Annotated in this window: 11 protein-coding genes; 9 read left to right on the top strand and 2 right to left on the bottom strand. The window is 40.2% G+C overall.

Annotation, left to right across the window (positions count from 1 at the left end):
- Positions 1-122 precede the first annotated feature (122 nt).
- From HCB49_RS00865 to HCB49_RS00890, 6 genes are all read left to right on the top strand, one after another.
- Positions 123-2,084 (top strand): BglG family transcription antiterminator, encoded by a 1,962-nt coding sequence (locus HCB49_RS00865; protein ID WP_185603826.1) that lies wholly within the window; start codon positions 123-125, stop codon positions 2,082-2,084.
- On the top strand, positions 2,084-2,548 hold the full coding sequence (locus HCB49_RS00870; RefSeq protein ID WP_185603827.1) for a PTS sugar transporter subunit IIA: 465 nt from the start codon (positions 2,084-2,086) through the stop codon (positions 2,546-2,548). Before HCB49_RS00865 ends, HCB49_RS00870 begins: the two co-directional genes overlap by 1 nt.
- Positions 2,545-2,865: a PTS fructose transporter subunit IIB gene (locus HCB49_RS00875; RefSeq protein WP_149046261.1), complete on the top strand. Its 321-nt coding sequence runs from the start codon at positions 2,545-2,547 to the stop codon at positions 2,863-2,865. Before HCB49_RS00870 ends, HCB49_RS00875 begins: the two co-directional genes overlap by 4 nt.
- 12 nt (positions 2,866-2,877) lie before the next feature.
- A complete protein-coding gene (locus tag HCB49_RS00880) occupies positions 2,878-3,984 on the top strand; it encodes a PTS fructose transporter subunit IIC (RefSeq protein ID WP_185603828.1) in 1,107 nt (368 codons plus the stop codon).
- Between the two features lie 15 nt (positions 3,985-3,999).
- Positions 4,000-6,582, top strand: a complete 2,583-nt coding sequence (locus tag HCB49_RS00885; protein WP_185603829.1) for an alpha-mannosidase — start codon at positions 4,000-4,002, stop codon at positions 6,580-6,582.
- Positions 6,583-6,718: 136 nt separating this feature from the next.
- On the top strand, positions 6,719-7,234 hold the full coding sequence (locus HCB49_RS00890) for a hypothetical protein (protein ID WP_185603830.1): 516 nt from the start codon (positions 6,719-6,721) through the stop codon (positions 7,232-7,234).
- A 153-nt stretch (positions 7,235-7,387) separates the two neighbouring features.
- On the opposite strand, the gene HCB49_RS00895 is transcribed toward HCB49_RS00890, so the two are convergent.
- Together HCB49_RS00895 and HCB49_RS00900 are read right to left on the bottom strand one after the other, a co-directional pair.
- Positions 7,388-7,492 carry a type I toxin-antitoxin system Fst family toxin gene (locus tag HCB49_RS00895; protein ID WP_109909189.1) on the bottom strand — a complete coding sequence of 35 codons (105 nt, stop codon included), beginning with the start codon at positions 7,490-7,492 and terminating at the stop codon, positions 7,388-7,390.
- A 171-nt stretch (positions 7,493-7,663) separates the two neighbouring features.
- Positions 7,664-8,539 carry a LysR family transcriptional regulator gene (locus HCB49_RS00900; protein ID WP_185603831.1) on the bottom strand — a complete coding sequence of 292 codons (876 nt, stop codon included), beginning with the start codon at positions 8,537-8,539 and terminating at the stop codon, positions 7,664-7,666.
- A gap of 117 nt (positions 8,540-8,656) precedes the next feature.
- Between HCB49_RS00900 and HCB49_RS00905 the strand changes: the two genes are divergently transcribed.
- From HCB49_RS00905 to HCB49_RS00915, 3 genes are all read left to right on the top strand, one after another.
- Entirely contained in the window at positions 8,657-9,226 is a 570-nt protein-coding gene (locus HCB49_RS00905) for a DapH/DapD/GlmU-related protein (RefSeq protein WP_012681093.1), read from the top strand.
- A 13-nt stretch (positions 9,227-9,239) separates the two neighbouring features.
- Positions 9,240-9,986, top strand: a complete 747-nt coding sequence (locus tag HCB49_RS00910) for an SDR family oxidoreductase (RefSeq protein ID WP_185603832.1) — start codon at positions 9,240-9,242, stop codon at positions 9,984-9,986.
- Positions 9,987-10,308: 322 nt separating this feature from the next.
- On the top strand, positions 10,309-16,896 hold the full coding sequence (locus HCB49_RS00915; protein ID WP_185603833.1) for a DNRLRE domain-containing protein: 6,588 nt from the start codon (positions 10,309-10,311) through the stop codon (positions 16,894-16,896).
- The last annotated feature ends 8 nt before the right edge of the window (positions 16,897-16,904 follow it).

Below are 16,904 nucleotides of genomic sequence, written 5' to 3' on the forward strand. Positions count from 1 at the left end.
TCTACCATTCTCCAAAATGAACAGCAATATCCCAAAATTACGGTATTCAATGCGGTAATTTTCGTAGTTTTCTGGGGATGAGTCTTTGTAATAGAATAAGCGTAGGGAAAGGAAAATTAAAAATGAAAGCGGTAACGAAAATGATTGCAAATCGCGAAAAAAATATCATTCAGTTTCTAATGAAGACAGGTCAAACACGTGTTGGAACTATCGCGAATCATCTCGGACTTTCAGAAAAAACTGTCTCAAATTCACTAAAGGAAATCGATGTTTTTCTAAAGGATTTTGATATGACGGTTGTCCGAAAACCAAAAATTGGTGTGTATATTGAAGGTGATAACAAGGCTTTTGCCGAAGTTAGCCGATTCCTAGATAACCAGGTCAGCCAAATCCCATCAACGAAAGAAGAGCGGGTTATCTACATTTTCAGTAAATTGCTTAAAGCAGATGATTATATCACGATTCATCAACTTGCCGACGAACTTTATATTAGTCGAGGCACGATTGAGAAAAATATGGTGGAAGTAACGAAAATGCTGGAAAAAGAAGGCATCACTTTGTATAAGAAACCTAGTAAAGGTATGAAGTTGCTAATTAGTGAACGAGAAAAACGCGCCTTAACATCGAAATTCATTACTAATTTTTGGGGTAACAACTGGTATTTAAAACAAGAAGGCGAAAAAGTGCTCCAAGCATTCGATACAATTCAGGCCGATGTTACTGGGATTTTCCCGGAAGAAGGCTTGAAAGAAATCATTGCGATTGTCCAAGAATTTAGTGAGCGACATGATTTTACTTTTACAGATTATGCGTTTCAGTCAATTGTGATTCACCTTGCGATTGCGGTAGAGCGAATTCGCGAAGGCGAGTACGTGGAAAACGTTGAGAGTGATCCGATGAAAGATGTGTTTGAGTCACAGCGAAACAATACGGAAATTCTTGTTGGTATGTTAGAAGCGCGTTTGGATATCAAAATTCCAGCATTCGAAGTCGGCTATATTCAGCTTCATTTAACGGCTGCTTATAATCAACAGCATGACGAACTGCTCGTTAATACTCCGCCGCAAGAGGACGATGTCGCTGATTTTGTCAGTCGGTGTTTAGCGGAAGGAAATTACGATAAGGGCTTGCTTGAAGACTTGACGACCCATATGAAATCCGCGATTAATCGTTTAAAACTTGGTATGCATTTTAAAAATCCATACCTCAGCAAAATTAAGCAAAACTTTCCCCAAGCGTTTGAAGAAGCGCTATATTTTAAAGCTAAATTCGAACAAAAGTATGATGTGCAAGTGAACGAAGATGAGACGGCGTATATTGCGCTACATTTTGAAGCATACAAAGAAAGAAGTCGCTCTTTCCCCGACCAAATTCGAGTGGTTCTTGTATGCAGTACAGGGCTCGGTTCATCGAGATTACTCGCAGCTAGAATTAAAAAATATTTTCCAATGATTACGATTGAAAAAATACTGTCCGTTCAGGCGTTAATGGAAACCGAAGTCGATGTGGATCTAGTCATTAGCACAATCTACCTTGAACTAGAGGACATTCCGAGCATTGTTGTAAGCCCGATGATGAGTAAGGCGGATTTGCAACAAGTCGAAAGTCAAATCGAACGAACGAGACGCAAGAAAAAGAAACGCAGCCAACCATTTGTCGATTTAATTAAGCCGAAAACCATTTTTGCGAAGTTAGATGTTGCGACGATGGAAGAAGCGATTGCGGAAATTGGCGACAAATTGGTGGAGCAGGGCATTGCGAAGCCTGGCATCGTGGAAAGTGCGCTGAAAAGAGAAGCACTATCGTTCACTTCTTTTGAAGAAATGGCGACACCACACGCGGATCCAGCGTTAATCAATGAATCGCGCATTGTCATCGCGACACTGAAACACCCAGTGAAATGGGGCTTAGTCGATGTGGATAAAATCTTTTTTATCGCTTTGACAGAACAAAATGGCATTAATTTAGACGCGATGTACGAACAATTTTATAAATATATTGATAATAAAAAATGGCTAGAAAAGCTGACGCAACTAAAAAGTGCCGCAGAAATTTATGAGCATTTGTTAAAGGATGGGATGTAATGGAAGTAAAAGATATTTTAACTAAAGAATTAGTCGTTTTTGATTTAGAAGCGACGACTAAAGAAGCAGCAATTGAAGAAATGGCAGAAATGTTGGATGAAAAAGGCGTTTTAGCGGATAAAGCGACTTATGTTCAAGCTGTTTTGGAACGAGAAGCGCATTCAACGACTGGAATAGGTAATAACATTGCCATCCCACATGGAAAAAGTGAAAGTGTCACAAAATCAGCCATCGTTTTTGCAAGAACAAAAGCCATGATTGAATGGGAATCACTTGATGACGAACCGGTAAACATGATTTTCTTACTGGCAATTACGGATTCCGACAAAACAGACGGTCATTTAAAAATCCTTGCTGAAATTGCAACAAAACTTATGGACGATGATATTGTTGAGAATTTAAAAAGTACAAGAGATCAAGAAGAAGTTATTCGAATTTTAAATGGAGGCGTAGTAGAGATATGAAACGTAAAATTATCGCAGTAACCGCATGTGCGACAGGAGTGGCACACACATATATGGCAGCGCAAGCCCTAAAAAAAGGCGCGAAAAAAATGGGAAACCTCATTAAAGTAGAAACACAAGGCGCGACAGGAATTGAAAATGAATTAACGGAAAAAGACGTAAACATTGGTGAAGTAGTCATTTTCGCAGTAGATACAAAAGTCCGTAACAAAGAACGTTTTGAAGGTAAAGTCGTGCTGGAAGTTCCAGTAAGCGCACCGATTAAAGATGCAGAAAAAGTAATCAACGCAGCACTTGCGTTAATTGACGAAAAATAAGGAGGATCTACCATGTTCAGAAAAATTGGGAGTGAACTGAAAAAACACGTTTTAACAGGTATTTCATATATGATTCCGCTCGTTATTGCAGGTGCCGTAATTATGGCGATTGCACGGGTTGGCGGTTCGTTTTTCGGGATTACAGATATTTGGGACGCGAAATATGCAGATAGTGCGAATAGCTTCATTTCGTTACTACACAGTTTAGATGGTTTTGGTGGCTTGGCGCTAGGAATGATGTTCCCGGTCATTGCCGCATTTATTGGTTATTCCATTTCGGACAAATTGGCATTGGCACCAGGTCTTGTTGGTGGTTTGCTGGCACGTGACATCGGCGCTGGTTTCCTCGGGGCACTTGCAGCTGGTTTAATCGCTGGTTACACATGTCTATTGATTAAAAAATACGTGAAACTGCCAAAAGCGGCGGCTTCAATTGTACCAGTATTTTTAGTACCAGTTTTTGGCACACTTATTACCGTTCTTATTATTAATTATGTAGTTGGTATTCCTTTTGCTGACTTAAATACAGCCCTTGAAAATTGGCTAAATGGTATGTCTGGATCGAACCAAATTCTAATGGCGGCTATTATCGGCGCGATGGTTGGTTTTGACTTAGGTGGACCGGTAAATAAAGCAGCTGTAACAACGGCGATGGCACTTTTGACAAGTGGAATTTATGCACCGAATACAGCGGCGCAAGTAGCGATTATTATTCCACCACTTGGTCTTGGATTAGCAACATTAATCGCAAAACGTAAATACAATACAGAAATGCGTGAAGCAGGGAAATCCTCGCTTATTATGGGACTTGTTGGGATTAGTGAAGGGGCAATTCCTTTCGCCGTAGAATCTCCGCTTAAAGTTATTCCAGCTACAGTTCTTGGTTCTGCTGTCGGCGGCGCGCTTGCGGTAGGTCTTGGCGCAATTAACCAAGCTCCAATCAGTGGTTTTTACGGCTGGTTCACTGTAGAAAATTGGCCAGTTTATATTTTAGCGATTGCAGTTGGAACGCTAATCGTTGCGGGTATGTCAGTCGCTTTACGTAAAGCAAGTGCTGGCGAAGAAATGGCTGGTTCAAGCTATGATGACGAAATTGACGAAGCAGAATGGGAAGCTTAAAAAACGGAGGTAATTATGGTTAAAGCACATATTGTGAACCATACGCATTGGGACCGAGAGTGGTATTTCACCTCGGCCGATGCACTGGTTCTAAGTGAACAACTTTTTACAGAAGTAATTGACGAATTAAAAAAGCACCCAGAAGCAAACTTTGTACTTGATGGCCAACTGTCGATTTTAGATGATTATGTCGCACTGTATCCGGAAAAATTAGCGGATATTAAACAGCTGATTGCGGATGAGCAACTTTTTATTGGTCCGTGGTTTACGCAAACAGATGCCTTTTTCGCGCACGGTGAGTCGATTTTGCGCAATGCGATGATTGGGATTTTTGATAGTAAAAAATACGGCGACTACATGAAAATTGGTTATTTGCCGGATACATTTGGTTTTAATGCACAAATGCCGACCTTGCTTGAGCATGCTGGATTTGATAATGTGATTTTCTGGCGCGGAATTCATTTAGGCGAGCATGTCGAATCTCCGTATTTTAAATGGCAAGGACTTGGCGAGGATACTTCTATTTATGCGATTAATATGCCACAAGGTTACGGCACGGGGATGCTACTTGAGCCAACATCGGCATACGTGGATGGCCGCCTTGATCCGGCAATTGATTTTATTGAAAAATATAGCAAAACGACCGAAGTATTAATTCCATCTGGGAATGATCAGCTGAATATTATTAGTAATTTTGCAGAAAAACTGGCAGAAATCAACAAGATGGGGCGCCATGATTATCAACTTAGCACCTATCAAGATTTTATTCAGTACGTTAGAGAGTTGCCAGATTTAGAAGAATATCGCGGTGAATTTAGAAGTCCGGTGTTGGCACGAGTGCATAAAACAATTGGCTCAAGCCGTATGAATATTAAGCTGAAAAGCGCGTCACTCGAGCAAAAACTGCTAACACGTATTGAGCCGCTGCTTGTTATTGCTAAGGCATCCGGTATTTCCATCAGCGAGCGTTTACTAATGCATACGTGGAAAAAACTGCTTGAAGGTCAAGCGCACGATAGTTTGGCGGGCTGCGTTTCTGATCCTGTTGCTGAAGATATTTTGCACCGAATGAAAGAAGCAGACGAACTGTGTGATAGTATTGAAAACACGATTGTGAAGAAAATTGCCGATGATTTGGCACTTGCGGCGAATGAAATTATCGTTTTTAATACCGATTTACATGATTTTGATGGATATAAAGAAATACAAGTAGTAACCGAGCATAAAAACATTCATTTCCCAGCGTTTCCAGACGCAACGATTGTCCAAGAAGAGTTCATTCCATCGCGTGAAAATGTACTAGAAGAAACGCCAGCCGGGAACCGCTTTATTGAAGAACCTGGCTACTATGTGCTTCAAGTGCGCGTGAAAGTGGAGCTTCCAGGCCTTGGTTACCAGGTGATTGCTTTTAAGGAGAATGACCGCGAACTTGATTCGATGATTGCTTCCGATGATATGGCAATCGCGAATGATTTCTACAAAATCACTTTTGAAAATGGCGAAATCGCGCTTGAAAAAGCAAATGGTGAGCGTATAACTTCCTTTATTACGCTAGAAGATGATGTGAATGCGGGAGATACGTATGATTATTCCCCGTTAGCCGGAGATATCGCGGAATTATTCACTTTTTCCGAAGCAAAAACGGAGAAATCAAGCGAAGTGGAACGTTTAATTTTAACAGGAAAGAACGATTTCCCATTAGACCGTTTGACGAAAGAGGGGCATGGCGAGTTACAAATTGAGCTGATTTTAGAACTGAAAAAGGGTAGTGAACTGCTAGATGTTAAAATCGAAGTGGACAACCAAATCAAAAACCACCGATTACGCTTGAAAGTAAACACAGGCGTGAAAACAGATTATAACATCGCGTCGCTTCCATTCGGATATATCGAGAGAAAACCAGTCGTACCAGCGAATTGGCAAGAAACATACAGCGAAATGCCAATTGATATCGAGCCGTTAGAACAAAGCGTGACGCTAACAAATGAAGCAGAAAGTTGTACCATTTTCACACGGGGCATCAAAGAATACCAACAATTGGATCAACATTTAGCACTGACGCTACTGGCAACAACAGGACAGCTCGGAAAACCTGATTTAGCATACCGCCCAGGCCGAGCATCAGGCGACACAACGAAAAAAGGTCACGTGCTCATCGAAACAGAAGGTGCGCAGTTACTTGGCATACATGAATTCTCACTTGCCATCTATCTCGGCGACCAAGCTTTCGGCGAACACAAAACCGCAGAACGCACCAAAATTTTCAATCAAGCAAACATGTCTTACCAACGCCAACCGTTCAACCACTTTTTACACCGTTTAGACAACAAAATTCAGAAAACCGAACGAAAATTAGGCGCAAAGCAAACGTTAGGTATGTTGAATTTGCCGAAAGAATACTTAGTTTCAGCGTGCCACCCGTCGTATTATGCAGCTGATAAATACATCATCCGCATTGAAAATCCAACAAACGCACCGCAAAAATTGGATTTACCGAATATGGCATTTGACTATGTGAACGCTATTGAAGAAATCGTCGAAAATCAAGATAACACGATTCCGACATATGGCGCTGTGACATTGCGATTAGAAATATAGAAAGAAAACTTGCTCAAAGTATTTATTTTGAGCAAGTTTTTATTTATGTTGGATTGCAATGAGTTATTAAACATGGTATCTTTGGATTGAAAACGCTTTAACTGGCAGAATCATTTTCAAAAAAGGAGATAGAGAAATGAATCGACAACAATTAGAGAAATTGAATCGGGATTGTATCTATGAAGTGTATGCAGATAGGGAAGAAACTAATGAATTTTATATGGGATACATAAAAGCAATTTTTAAAAAGTACATTATAATAGAAAATTATCATAGAAGTGGTCAGTTTGATGGTTTTGCTATTATCGCCAATGAAAACATTTTTAAAATTCAAAAAGGCACCAAATATCTGGAGCCCTATAAAAATGTGAAATCAGCTCAAATGCAAATGCCGGAATTAAGTAGCAAAGGAGATACCCTATATAATTTTCTTCAGTGGGCGAAAGAAAATAAGAAAATAGTGGAGCTCACAACAGTTTGGGATGAACTAATTATTGGGGAGATTGACGTGCTTGATGATGAGTTGATATCAATGAACGTTCTTTTGTCTGATGATTTTTCACCTGATGGGCAATGTTTTATTGAATATGAATCGATTCTAGATGTTTGTGTGGATACGTTGAAATTGCGATTTATGGAAGAACGTTGTTAAAAGCTTTTATTTTTCCGTGTGAGTGTCTCCGTGAGTTGTATTTTTCCTAATAAGTGTTATAATAAAGTTGGAAAATGAATCATTTAATGCACAAAAACCCCCGAGTCCGGCTAAAGACCTCGGGGGTTTTCTTGTGGTTAGAACGGTTGCCGTCTACTTATGTTTTTTATCACTACGATGTTCTAACCAATATTTGTAGGTAGCTAAAGTAATTCCTACAAAAATCGGAGCGATAAGACTGGAAAAAAATAGAATCATTTAATGCACCTACCTTCAGACGAACAATGTTCCTATTGTTCGTCTGAAGGTAGACGACTTAATTATTATAGCGCGCTCACATAATTTAAAGAGATGTTTTAAAGAATAAAAATAAATCCATAAAAATCAGCAATGAAACTAATTTTAGTTTCATTGCTGATTTTTTTTTACTTATTTTGTAATTTCTTTTTCTATCAACCGCAAAAATTCCTTCGCTGCGCTCGAAAAAGTGGGATTCTTTTTCCAAACAATGCTTATGCCAGCAGTAAGGGGCGGCGAAAAAGGAATAAATTTCAAATTCGTATTTTCTGTGTTGATAATGCCATCAATACAAAGAATACTGGCAATATTTTCTTTAGCCAAAAGCGAGGCGTTATAAAGCAAATTATAGCTACCAATAACATTCAATTGTTCAAAATGCCCTCCTAACCAACTTGCTAGTTGATTATCCACAAAAGATTGATTCGAAACCATTATTGGATTTTCTTGAATATCACCCGGAGTTATAACTTCTTTTTGTGCTAAAGGATGGGCTATATTTACTAAAATTCCCCATCTGTCTACTAAAGAAAGCTGCAAATATTCGTATGCCTGCATTTCAACAGGATTAATGACCAACCCAAAATCCAGCAGCCCATGCTCAATTTTTTCTAAAACATCGTCGGCGTTACCACTATGTAGTTGAAACGTAATCTCGGGATGTATTTCTCTCAGCTGATGAATGACACTACCGATAAACTCAAAACCTCTCGTTTCCCCAGCACCTATCGTTATTTTCCCACTAATTGTTTCATTTTGTAGCAAGTTCGAAGTTGTTAATTCGACTAAAGATAAAATCTCCTTCGCACGATTTGCCAAGTAAACCCCATCTTCTGTTAACGTAATAGACCGATTTCCACGAATAAATAAAGTTACCCCTAACTCTTCCTCAAGTTCCTTCAATTGTTTAGAAAGCGTTGGTTGAGAAAGATGAAGCACTTCCGCAGCTCGACTAATCGTTTTTTCACGAGCAACAGTTAAAAAATAATTCAACACACGAAGCTCCATTAAAACCATCCTTTCCTATAACTAAAATGAATAGTTGGATATGCTTTATAAGTATTATTCAATTATAACTTCTCCCGCTATAATTAAATAGTAAAAGGTTTTCGAGGGGGAAAGCGCATGATAGAACAAGATTTACAGAAAAGACTAGTCGACCAAGAAATTCTCCAAGGGTCGGATTTGTTAGATGAAATTCACGAAGTAAAGCAAAACAATGAACAACTTATCATCGAACTAAACACCAAGTACCACTCAAAAAAAGAAGTGACCAAATACCTCAGTGACATCACTGGAAAACCAGTCGATCCGTCAGTCGATGTCTCACTTCCTTTTTATAGCGACTTCGGTAAACATATTACTTTTGGGAAAAATATCTTTATCAATTTGAATGTAACTTTCGTAGATTTGGGCGGGATTACGATTGAGGATAATGTCTTAATTGGCCCGGGAGCAAGGCTTGTGACCGTTAACCATTTAGTCAGCCCTAAAAAAAGACGTGGACTACGGGTAGCCCCAATTTGTGTGAAAAAAAACGCCTGGATTGGTGCAAACGCAACGATATTATCAGGCGTAACAATCGGCGAAAATGCCATCGTTGCAGCGGATGCTACCGTCACAAGAGATGTCCCAGCAAACGTCATCGTCGCCGGAAGCCCAGCCAAACAAATCCGTAAAATTATCGAGGAATAGGGAGAGATAGCAAATGACAATCAAAAACAAAGTAATTATTATAACCGGAGCATCATCCGGAATTGGTGAAGCAACAGCCCTACTTTTAGCCGAAAAAGGGGCGAAGTTAGTTCTTGCTGCTCGTCGCGTGGAAAAGCTGGAAAAAATTGTTCAAACCATTAAAGCGAGTTCAGGCGAAGCAATTTTTGCCAAAACGGATGTGACAAAACGCGAAGACAATAAGAAATTAGTAGAATTAGCGATTGAAACATACGGAAAAGTAGATGCAATCTTTTTAAATGCGGGAATCATGCCGAATTCGCCATTATCTGCTTTAAAAGAAGACGAATGGGAGCAAATGGTTGATATCAATATTAAAGGCGTACTGAATGGAATTGCCGCAGTTTTGCCTTCTTTCATCGCTCAAAAATCAGGACATATCATCGCCACTTCTTCTGTAGCAGGATTAAAAGCATATCCCGGCGGCGCAGTATATGGCGCGACTAAATGGGCAGTCCGTGACTTAATGGAAGTATTACGAATGGAGTCAGCCCAAGAAAGAACCAACATCCGCACCGCGACCATTTATCCAGCAGCCATCAATACGGAATTACTAGAAACGATTACAGATAAAGAAACCGAACAAGGAATGACGTGCTTATACAAACAATACGGCATCACACCTGATCGTATCGCGAGCATTGTTGCTTATGCCATTGACCAACCCGAAGACGTAAACGTAAATGAATTCACAGTAGGTCCAACTAGTCAACCGTGGTAAGCGGAAAAACCTTGAATGGAAGAATTATCGGTTCAAGGTTTTTTTGTGGAATTGAGCATAATTATTCTGATAAAGAGTTAATTTTAGTTAAGCGAATTAACAATTCAAATAAAAAGTAAAAATTTTACATTCTGCATAACCCAAAACCAAAAAAACATGCTATAATGATTTTGTTAAATTTGGAAAAGGACCAGTTTTACTCGTTTAAAACTGGTCCTTTTTTAGGAAGAGGGGGATAGTGAGGTTGTTAGTAGGGAGATAGAAAATAGAGAAATTGGTAAGGCAGCGAAAGATATTACATTGAAAAGGGAGAGCTTGATACATGAAAATACATGCAAAAGCAAAGAAAGTATTAGTGACCTTGATAGCCATTATGTTATTTCTTTCACTAATACCTGGTTATGCACCAACGGCGGAGGAGACGTCGACTGGGGTAGCAGCACCAGAAAAGGAAGCGGGAGAAAAAGCACCAACAGAAGTTAAAGAAGAACGAACAGAAAATGAAGTGGTTTTTGATAATCACGACGGGAGCTTTACAAAACAAATCTTTGCTGATCCTATCAATATGGAAGTTGACGGGGATATGAAACGCATTGATGCAAATGTGGAGAAAGAAGCAGATTCTGACATGATTGTTCCAAAACAAACACCATTAGAACTAGGTTTCTTAGAAAAAATGGAAGACGGGGCATATCAGAAACTAACAAAAGTTGGAGCAGAAGTTACTTTTCGCTTAAAAGGAGCACGTACAGGCGAGGATGAACAAGCAGTAACTGACCAACCAGCGACGTACAAAGAAAATGAAGTTACTTACGCAGATGTATTTCCTAAAACGGATTTACGACATTTAACTTTTCCACAATCAGTAAAAGAAGACTTAGTACTACATGAACCAAATCAAGTAGATACGTATGTATATCAAATTGAAACAAAACTAGATTTAGAGCTAGCAGAGAATGGCGATGTGCTATTCAAAAATAAATCGGACGAAACAATGTATACTCTTCCGAAACCAGTTATGACAGATTCCAATGTCGGAGCTGAAACTGGCGAAGCAGCGTTATCCGAAAACGCTTCTTTTGAAGTAAAACAACTGACCAAAACAGTATATGAACTACAATTAAAAGTAGACACAGCATGGTTAAATGATGCTGCGCGTGAATATCCTGTTTATATTGATCCATCTGTTCGGTTAGATGAAGTGTATAATGCCAACATCAATTCAGCTAAACCAACAGAAACCAATATCGGGAGCAAGCTTTGGGATTCTGGCCAAAATGCTTACACGTTAAAACTCGGTAAATGGGACAATTCAACAGGAAATAATGCCGCCTTTTTAAAAATGGATACGTCCACTTTAAACAAAGCGACTGTTTCCAAAGCAACGTTAAAAGTCTATAACATTTGGCACATGTCCCCAACGGTTAAAAATGATCTTTGGTATTACGAAGCCAATGCAAAATGGTCCCCGTGGCAAGTAACATGGAACACAGTACCTCCTGTAACTAGATTAGGTAGTGTCAATGTTGGTCGTGGCGAATGGGCTAATTTAGACGTAACTAAAACAGTCCAAGCATGGGCAAGTGGAACGCGAGAGAACAATGGTTTCCGCTTAGGTACGAACATCGATCAAAATTATTGGAAAAAAGTCGTAGCAAGTGAAAATAATAAAAACTATCCTTATCTGGAAGTAAATTATACGTATCCACAACCGGAAAAGCCTACTGTAAAAACGAACTCGAATGGAGTAGGTACTGGAACAGGCTTCATGGATGTATCTTGGAAGGCCGTTCCAGGAGCGACAAGTTATAATATCGTTATTTCTGACGGATACAAATACGAGTATATAAATACAAAAAGTGCAGCAACGACCTGGAGCACCAAAGGAAAGAAAATTTTCCCAACAGATGACGAAATTGCTAATGGTGAATTTGAATTCCATCATGATGGCAAAGGTACTGAATTCGCCCTTGATCCGCGAGCACAATATGAAAATGCGTTTCAAGCTGGAAGTACTTTTGGACTGCGTAATCTAACGCGCTATCTATTTAGAGTGCAAGCTGTTTTCCCGGGTGGAGAAAGTCCAAATTCCGACTTGGTTTTTGCCTATATGCCAATCGAAAAACCACAACCACCTGCTGCGAAAGCTTATTCTAACTTAGCGCATAAAGAAACAGGTTATGTGGAACTTAACTGGGAAAAGAGCCCAATGGCGGATGGCTATAAAGTCCTTGTATTCAATGGAAAAGCTTACGAAGAATACGATGTCGGAGCAGAAACAAAATGGACAACACAAAATAAAGGAATTTGGCCGACTAAAGAAGAGATTGCTGACGGTAAATTTGCCCTTCATCATGACGGAAAAGGCGATGAACTAGCAAAAGATCCTTCCCCGGTTTATACCAATTCTGGCGGTAATTATAAAGAACGCAAAAATTACTGGTTCCGAGTTATTGCATATCAAAAAGCAGGAAATAACGCCACAAGTATCCAATCCGAACCAGCAACGCCAACTATTCCAGAAGTAGTAAATAAACAACTAGGAATGGTGGATTACTGGACAAGTGTCCCAGTACGCGGCGGGCAAGTGAACGCTACAAACGGAAACTTTTTATTCCATGAAACAGATTTCAATTTAGAAGGCCGTGGTCCAAGCATCAATGTCGACCGTACTTTTAACAGCCAAGATGACGCAACAGGAATTTTCGGTAAAGGCTGGACAAGTACCCTCGAAGAAAGACTAATTGAAGAAGAAAACGGCAATATCATATGGGTGGAATCGGATAAAAAAGTCCATCGCTTCACTAAAAAAGGCGACAAATACGAGGCACCACCGGGCATTTATTCAGAAATCACTAAAAACGCAGACGGCTATTTGAAAATAGAAGAAGATAAGTCAGAAACACGCTTTTTAGCTGACGGACGATTAAAATCCGAAAAAGATACAAAAGGTAACGAATTAACATACGCGTATACCGATGGAAAACTAACAAGCATGCGCGACGCTTCCGGACGTACCGTAACTTTAGCGTATGAAGGCGAGCTAGTAAAAGAACTTGTTGGACCAGAAGACCGGAAAATCAGCTACACCTATAATGATAAACAAGAGCTAATCAGTTCATCAACCGCCCGCGGAAAAATTTATCGCTACGGCTACACAGATGGCTTATTAACAGCAGTTTATGATCCAAAACACACAGAAGCAAAACCATACGCAACAACCTTTGTCTATGAAGAGGAAAAACTAACAGAAATAACCGATCCAGTCGGCAAAAAAACCACCCTTTCCTATGATAAAGAAGAACAAAAAACTACTTTAACAAACGAGAAAAAGAAGAAAACCGTTTATTCATACAACGACGCTGGAAATCCCAAGAAAGAAATCGTGGATGCAGAAGGTCTCAAATTAACAACGACCTACACGTATGAATCAAACAATCTAGTAAAAGAAGTAAATCCTAAGGGACAAGAAGAAACGTACTCTTACGACGCGGATGGCAATGTCACGCAAATGACAGATGCATATGGAACAGAATCATACACTTACAACGATAACAACGATGTAACAAGCGCAACCGACACAGAAGGCCGCAAAACAACCGTTGCTTATGACGGAGCAGATGCTGTATCTGAAACGCTTGCGACAGAATCCCAAGTATCCTCTGTAACGCAGTATGACGCTTTTGGTAACCCTGTTCGAGGTAGCGGTGAACTTTCCTCAGGCGGCAATTTACTTCAAAACAGCGGCTTTGAAAAAGGTGCAGGAGTTTCCAACTGGACGCTAATTCAATCTGATGCAAAAGGTAGCATGACATTCGATAGTACACAGTCAGCTCCAGGAGCACTCGGCGGTAGCGGCTCTGTTAAACTAACTAGTGAAGCAAACTCTACTGTAAAAGGTTATTCATCCGTTACCCAACGCGTCGATGTAGAACCAGAAACAACGTATACATTTAGCGCATGGATCAAAACATCTGGAATGACAAACGCCGATGCACTTCTCATTGGACGTTTACAAGACGCGAATGCAAAAGATATTACCGATGCTGGCGTATGGCAATCCAACCGTGCGACATCCATCAAAAAGAATGGCGACTGGGTAAAACGCCAATTAACCTTTAAAACATCCAAAAACACGCGCCAAGTATTGCTTTATTTGGATAATGAACAACCAGCTCCACATAAAGGAAAAGCAACCATTTGGTACGACAATGTTCAATTTGAAAAAGGTAGTGTTGCTTCCAGTTACAATCCAGTAGTCAATAACAGTTTTGAAAATCACAATGGAACACTTCCGACTGGTTGGATGCGAACAGGTAATACCGCGCTAACACAAGCAAAAGTAGTAGATAATGAAAGCCACAGCGGTGATAGCTCCGTTTACTTCGAGCGAAAAGCGACAAGTGAAGCCTACACGCATATTGTCCAAGATGTACCTGTAAATCAAAAAGAAGCAAAAGCATTAACGATTTCAGCACTTTCCAAATCAGAAGATGCTAAATCAAATGGCTCTGTTGCAACGATGTCGAACGATTATTCTGTATGGGGAACAATATATTATCAAGATGGCACAACATCTTCCGTACAAGGCCAATTCCCACTAGGAACGAACGACTGGAACCGAAGTGCTGTAGTTGTTAAACCAACCAAACCAATCAAAATGATTAAAGTCTATACGATGTTCCGCAACGGTTTAACAGGAAAAGCTTGGTTTGACGATGTACGTGTCATAGAAGGCGAAGTGTTAACAAAAAATGAATACGACGCTTCCGGCAACTATGTAACAGCCAGCTATGACGAAGAAGGCCGCAAAATCAGCTTTACTTACGACATTTACGGTAACAAAACATCCGAAACAGACGAAAAAGGCAACAAAAAAACATTAACCTATGATGCCGATAACGCGCTTATAGACACAAAACTAGCAAACGGAACATCCGTAGCCTATAAGTACGACGACAATGGCAACACAACTGAAAAAAATGTCACCGCATCTGGCAAAACGCAAAAAAATATCTATGAATATGACGTAGATAATAAAATCACCGCATTCACCGACGCACTCAATCGCACAATCAAGTACGAATATGATGCAGCCGGTAATGAAACAAAAGCAATCATGCCAACTGGTCGCGTAACAGAAAGCACGTACGATTCCGCTGACCGTATGGATGGGATCAAATGGAATGATAAACTAGCATTTAAATTCCAATATGATCCAAACGGCAACCAAACAAAAGTAACCGACGAAATCAACAGCATTGTCACAGAAAAAACCTACGACGATGCCAACCGAATCACCAAAGTAGCCGAACGAGGTGGCAACGTAAGCTACACTTACAAAGACAAACCGACAAAAGATAACAAAGGAAAAACAGACAAAGTCGGCGAAGTAGCCATCAACCACGGCGACTACACAGCAAAAACAACATACACATACAACGACTTAGACCGAAATACGCGAGTAAACGACGGAAGTAAAAACGCCTATTTCGAGTTTGACGAATTTGGAAACATCAACGTCTACACAGCAGGAAATGGATCCGCCGCTAACTACACATACGATAGCACGCAAAAAATCACCAACGCAGCTATTAGTAGCGCAAACGGCACCCAAATTTTAGACGAAAACTACACTTATGATGCAGCAAGCAATCGCACGAGCATCGATAACAAACAAACCGGAAAAACAATCTACGAATACGACGCAGTCAATCAACTAACCAAAGAAACACTACCAGACGGCACCGTAAAAGCATACACATATGATGGCTTCGGAAACCGTACACAAGTAGCAATCAGCGGAAGCGAGACAAAAACAATTGCCGCAAGTTATAATGATGGTAATCAACTAGTTTCGTGGAACGGAGAAGCTCTGACGTATGACGCGAATGGTAACCGTACAAGCGATGGCAAGTTCACGTATACATGGGATACCGGAGACCGTTTAAGCAGCATCACGAAAAAAGGTGAGAGCGAGCCGTTTACGAGTTACACGTACGATGATGATAACCGCCGCTTGTCGAAAACAGTCGATGGCGTGACGACGAATTATCATTATGATGGCGATAGTATTGATGTTCTGTATGAGACTGATGGTGATGGAAAAGTAGTTCGTCAGTATGTTTATTCGGATGATAATGTTCGTTTAGCGATGAAGATGAATGGTAAAACTCTCTATTATCACTATAATGCGCATGGCGACGTAATTGCACTCACGGATGAAGCAGGTAACATTGTCGCAGAATATGCGTATGATGCTTGGGGAAATGTGCTGAAAAACAATGCCTCTACAGAAGAAGCCAAAGCGAATCCTTATGGTTATGCAGGATACACGTATGACAAGGAAATCGAACAATATTACTTGATGGCGCGTTATTACGAACCAGAGCAAGGCGTGTTTACTGCTTACGATCCAGACCCGGGCGATGAAGATGATCCGCAGACGATGAATGGGTATAATTATGCGAATAATAATCCGGTGAGATATGTGGATCCTGATGGGCATTTCGCTATAGTAGTCCCTGCTGTTTATTGGGGAGTTAGTGTTGCTATTGCAGCCGCGCCATTTGTTGGTTATGGGATTGGAAAAGCCGGTTCCTGGGCATACAAAAATATGCAAAGACAGGGGAAAGTATACAAAACTCTGTGGAAGTATCGTAAGCCGATTGCTAGAACAGTGTATAAGAAGTCAAGAAAGATTTGGAAAAGAACAACTAGAATGTTTTCCAAAGGAGGAAAACGACGGCTGACAGGAGATGATCCGCTTTTAAATGAATCCGTTACAGGTGAAAAAGCTAGTGGTAAAAGAAATCAACAAAAAAGAGCGGAGAATCACAGAAATAAGCCCAATAGCAATAAAAAGAAGAGGCAACAAAAGAAACATAAAACAAAAAAACAATATAACTAAGAGGAGTT

Origin of the sequence: Listeria cossartiae subsp. cayugensis, from assembly GCF_014229095.1 — a bacterium.
Lineage (GTDB): Bacteria > Bacillota > Bacilli > Lactobacillales > Listeriaceae > Listeria > Listeria cayugensis.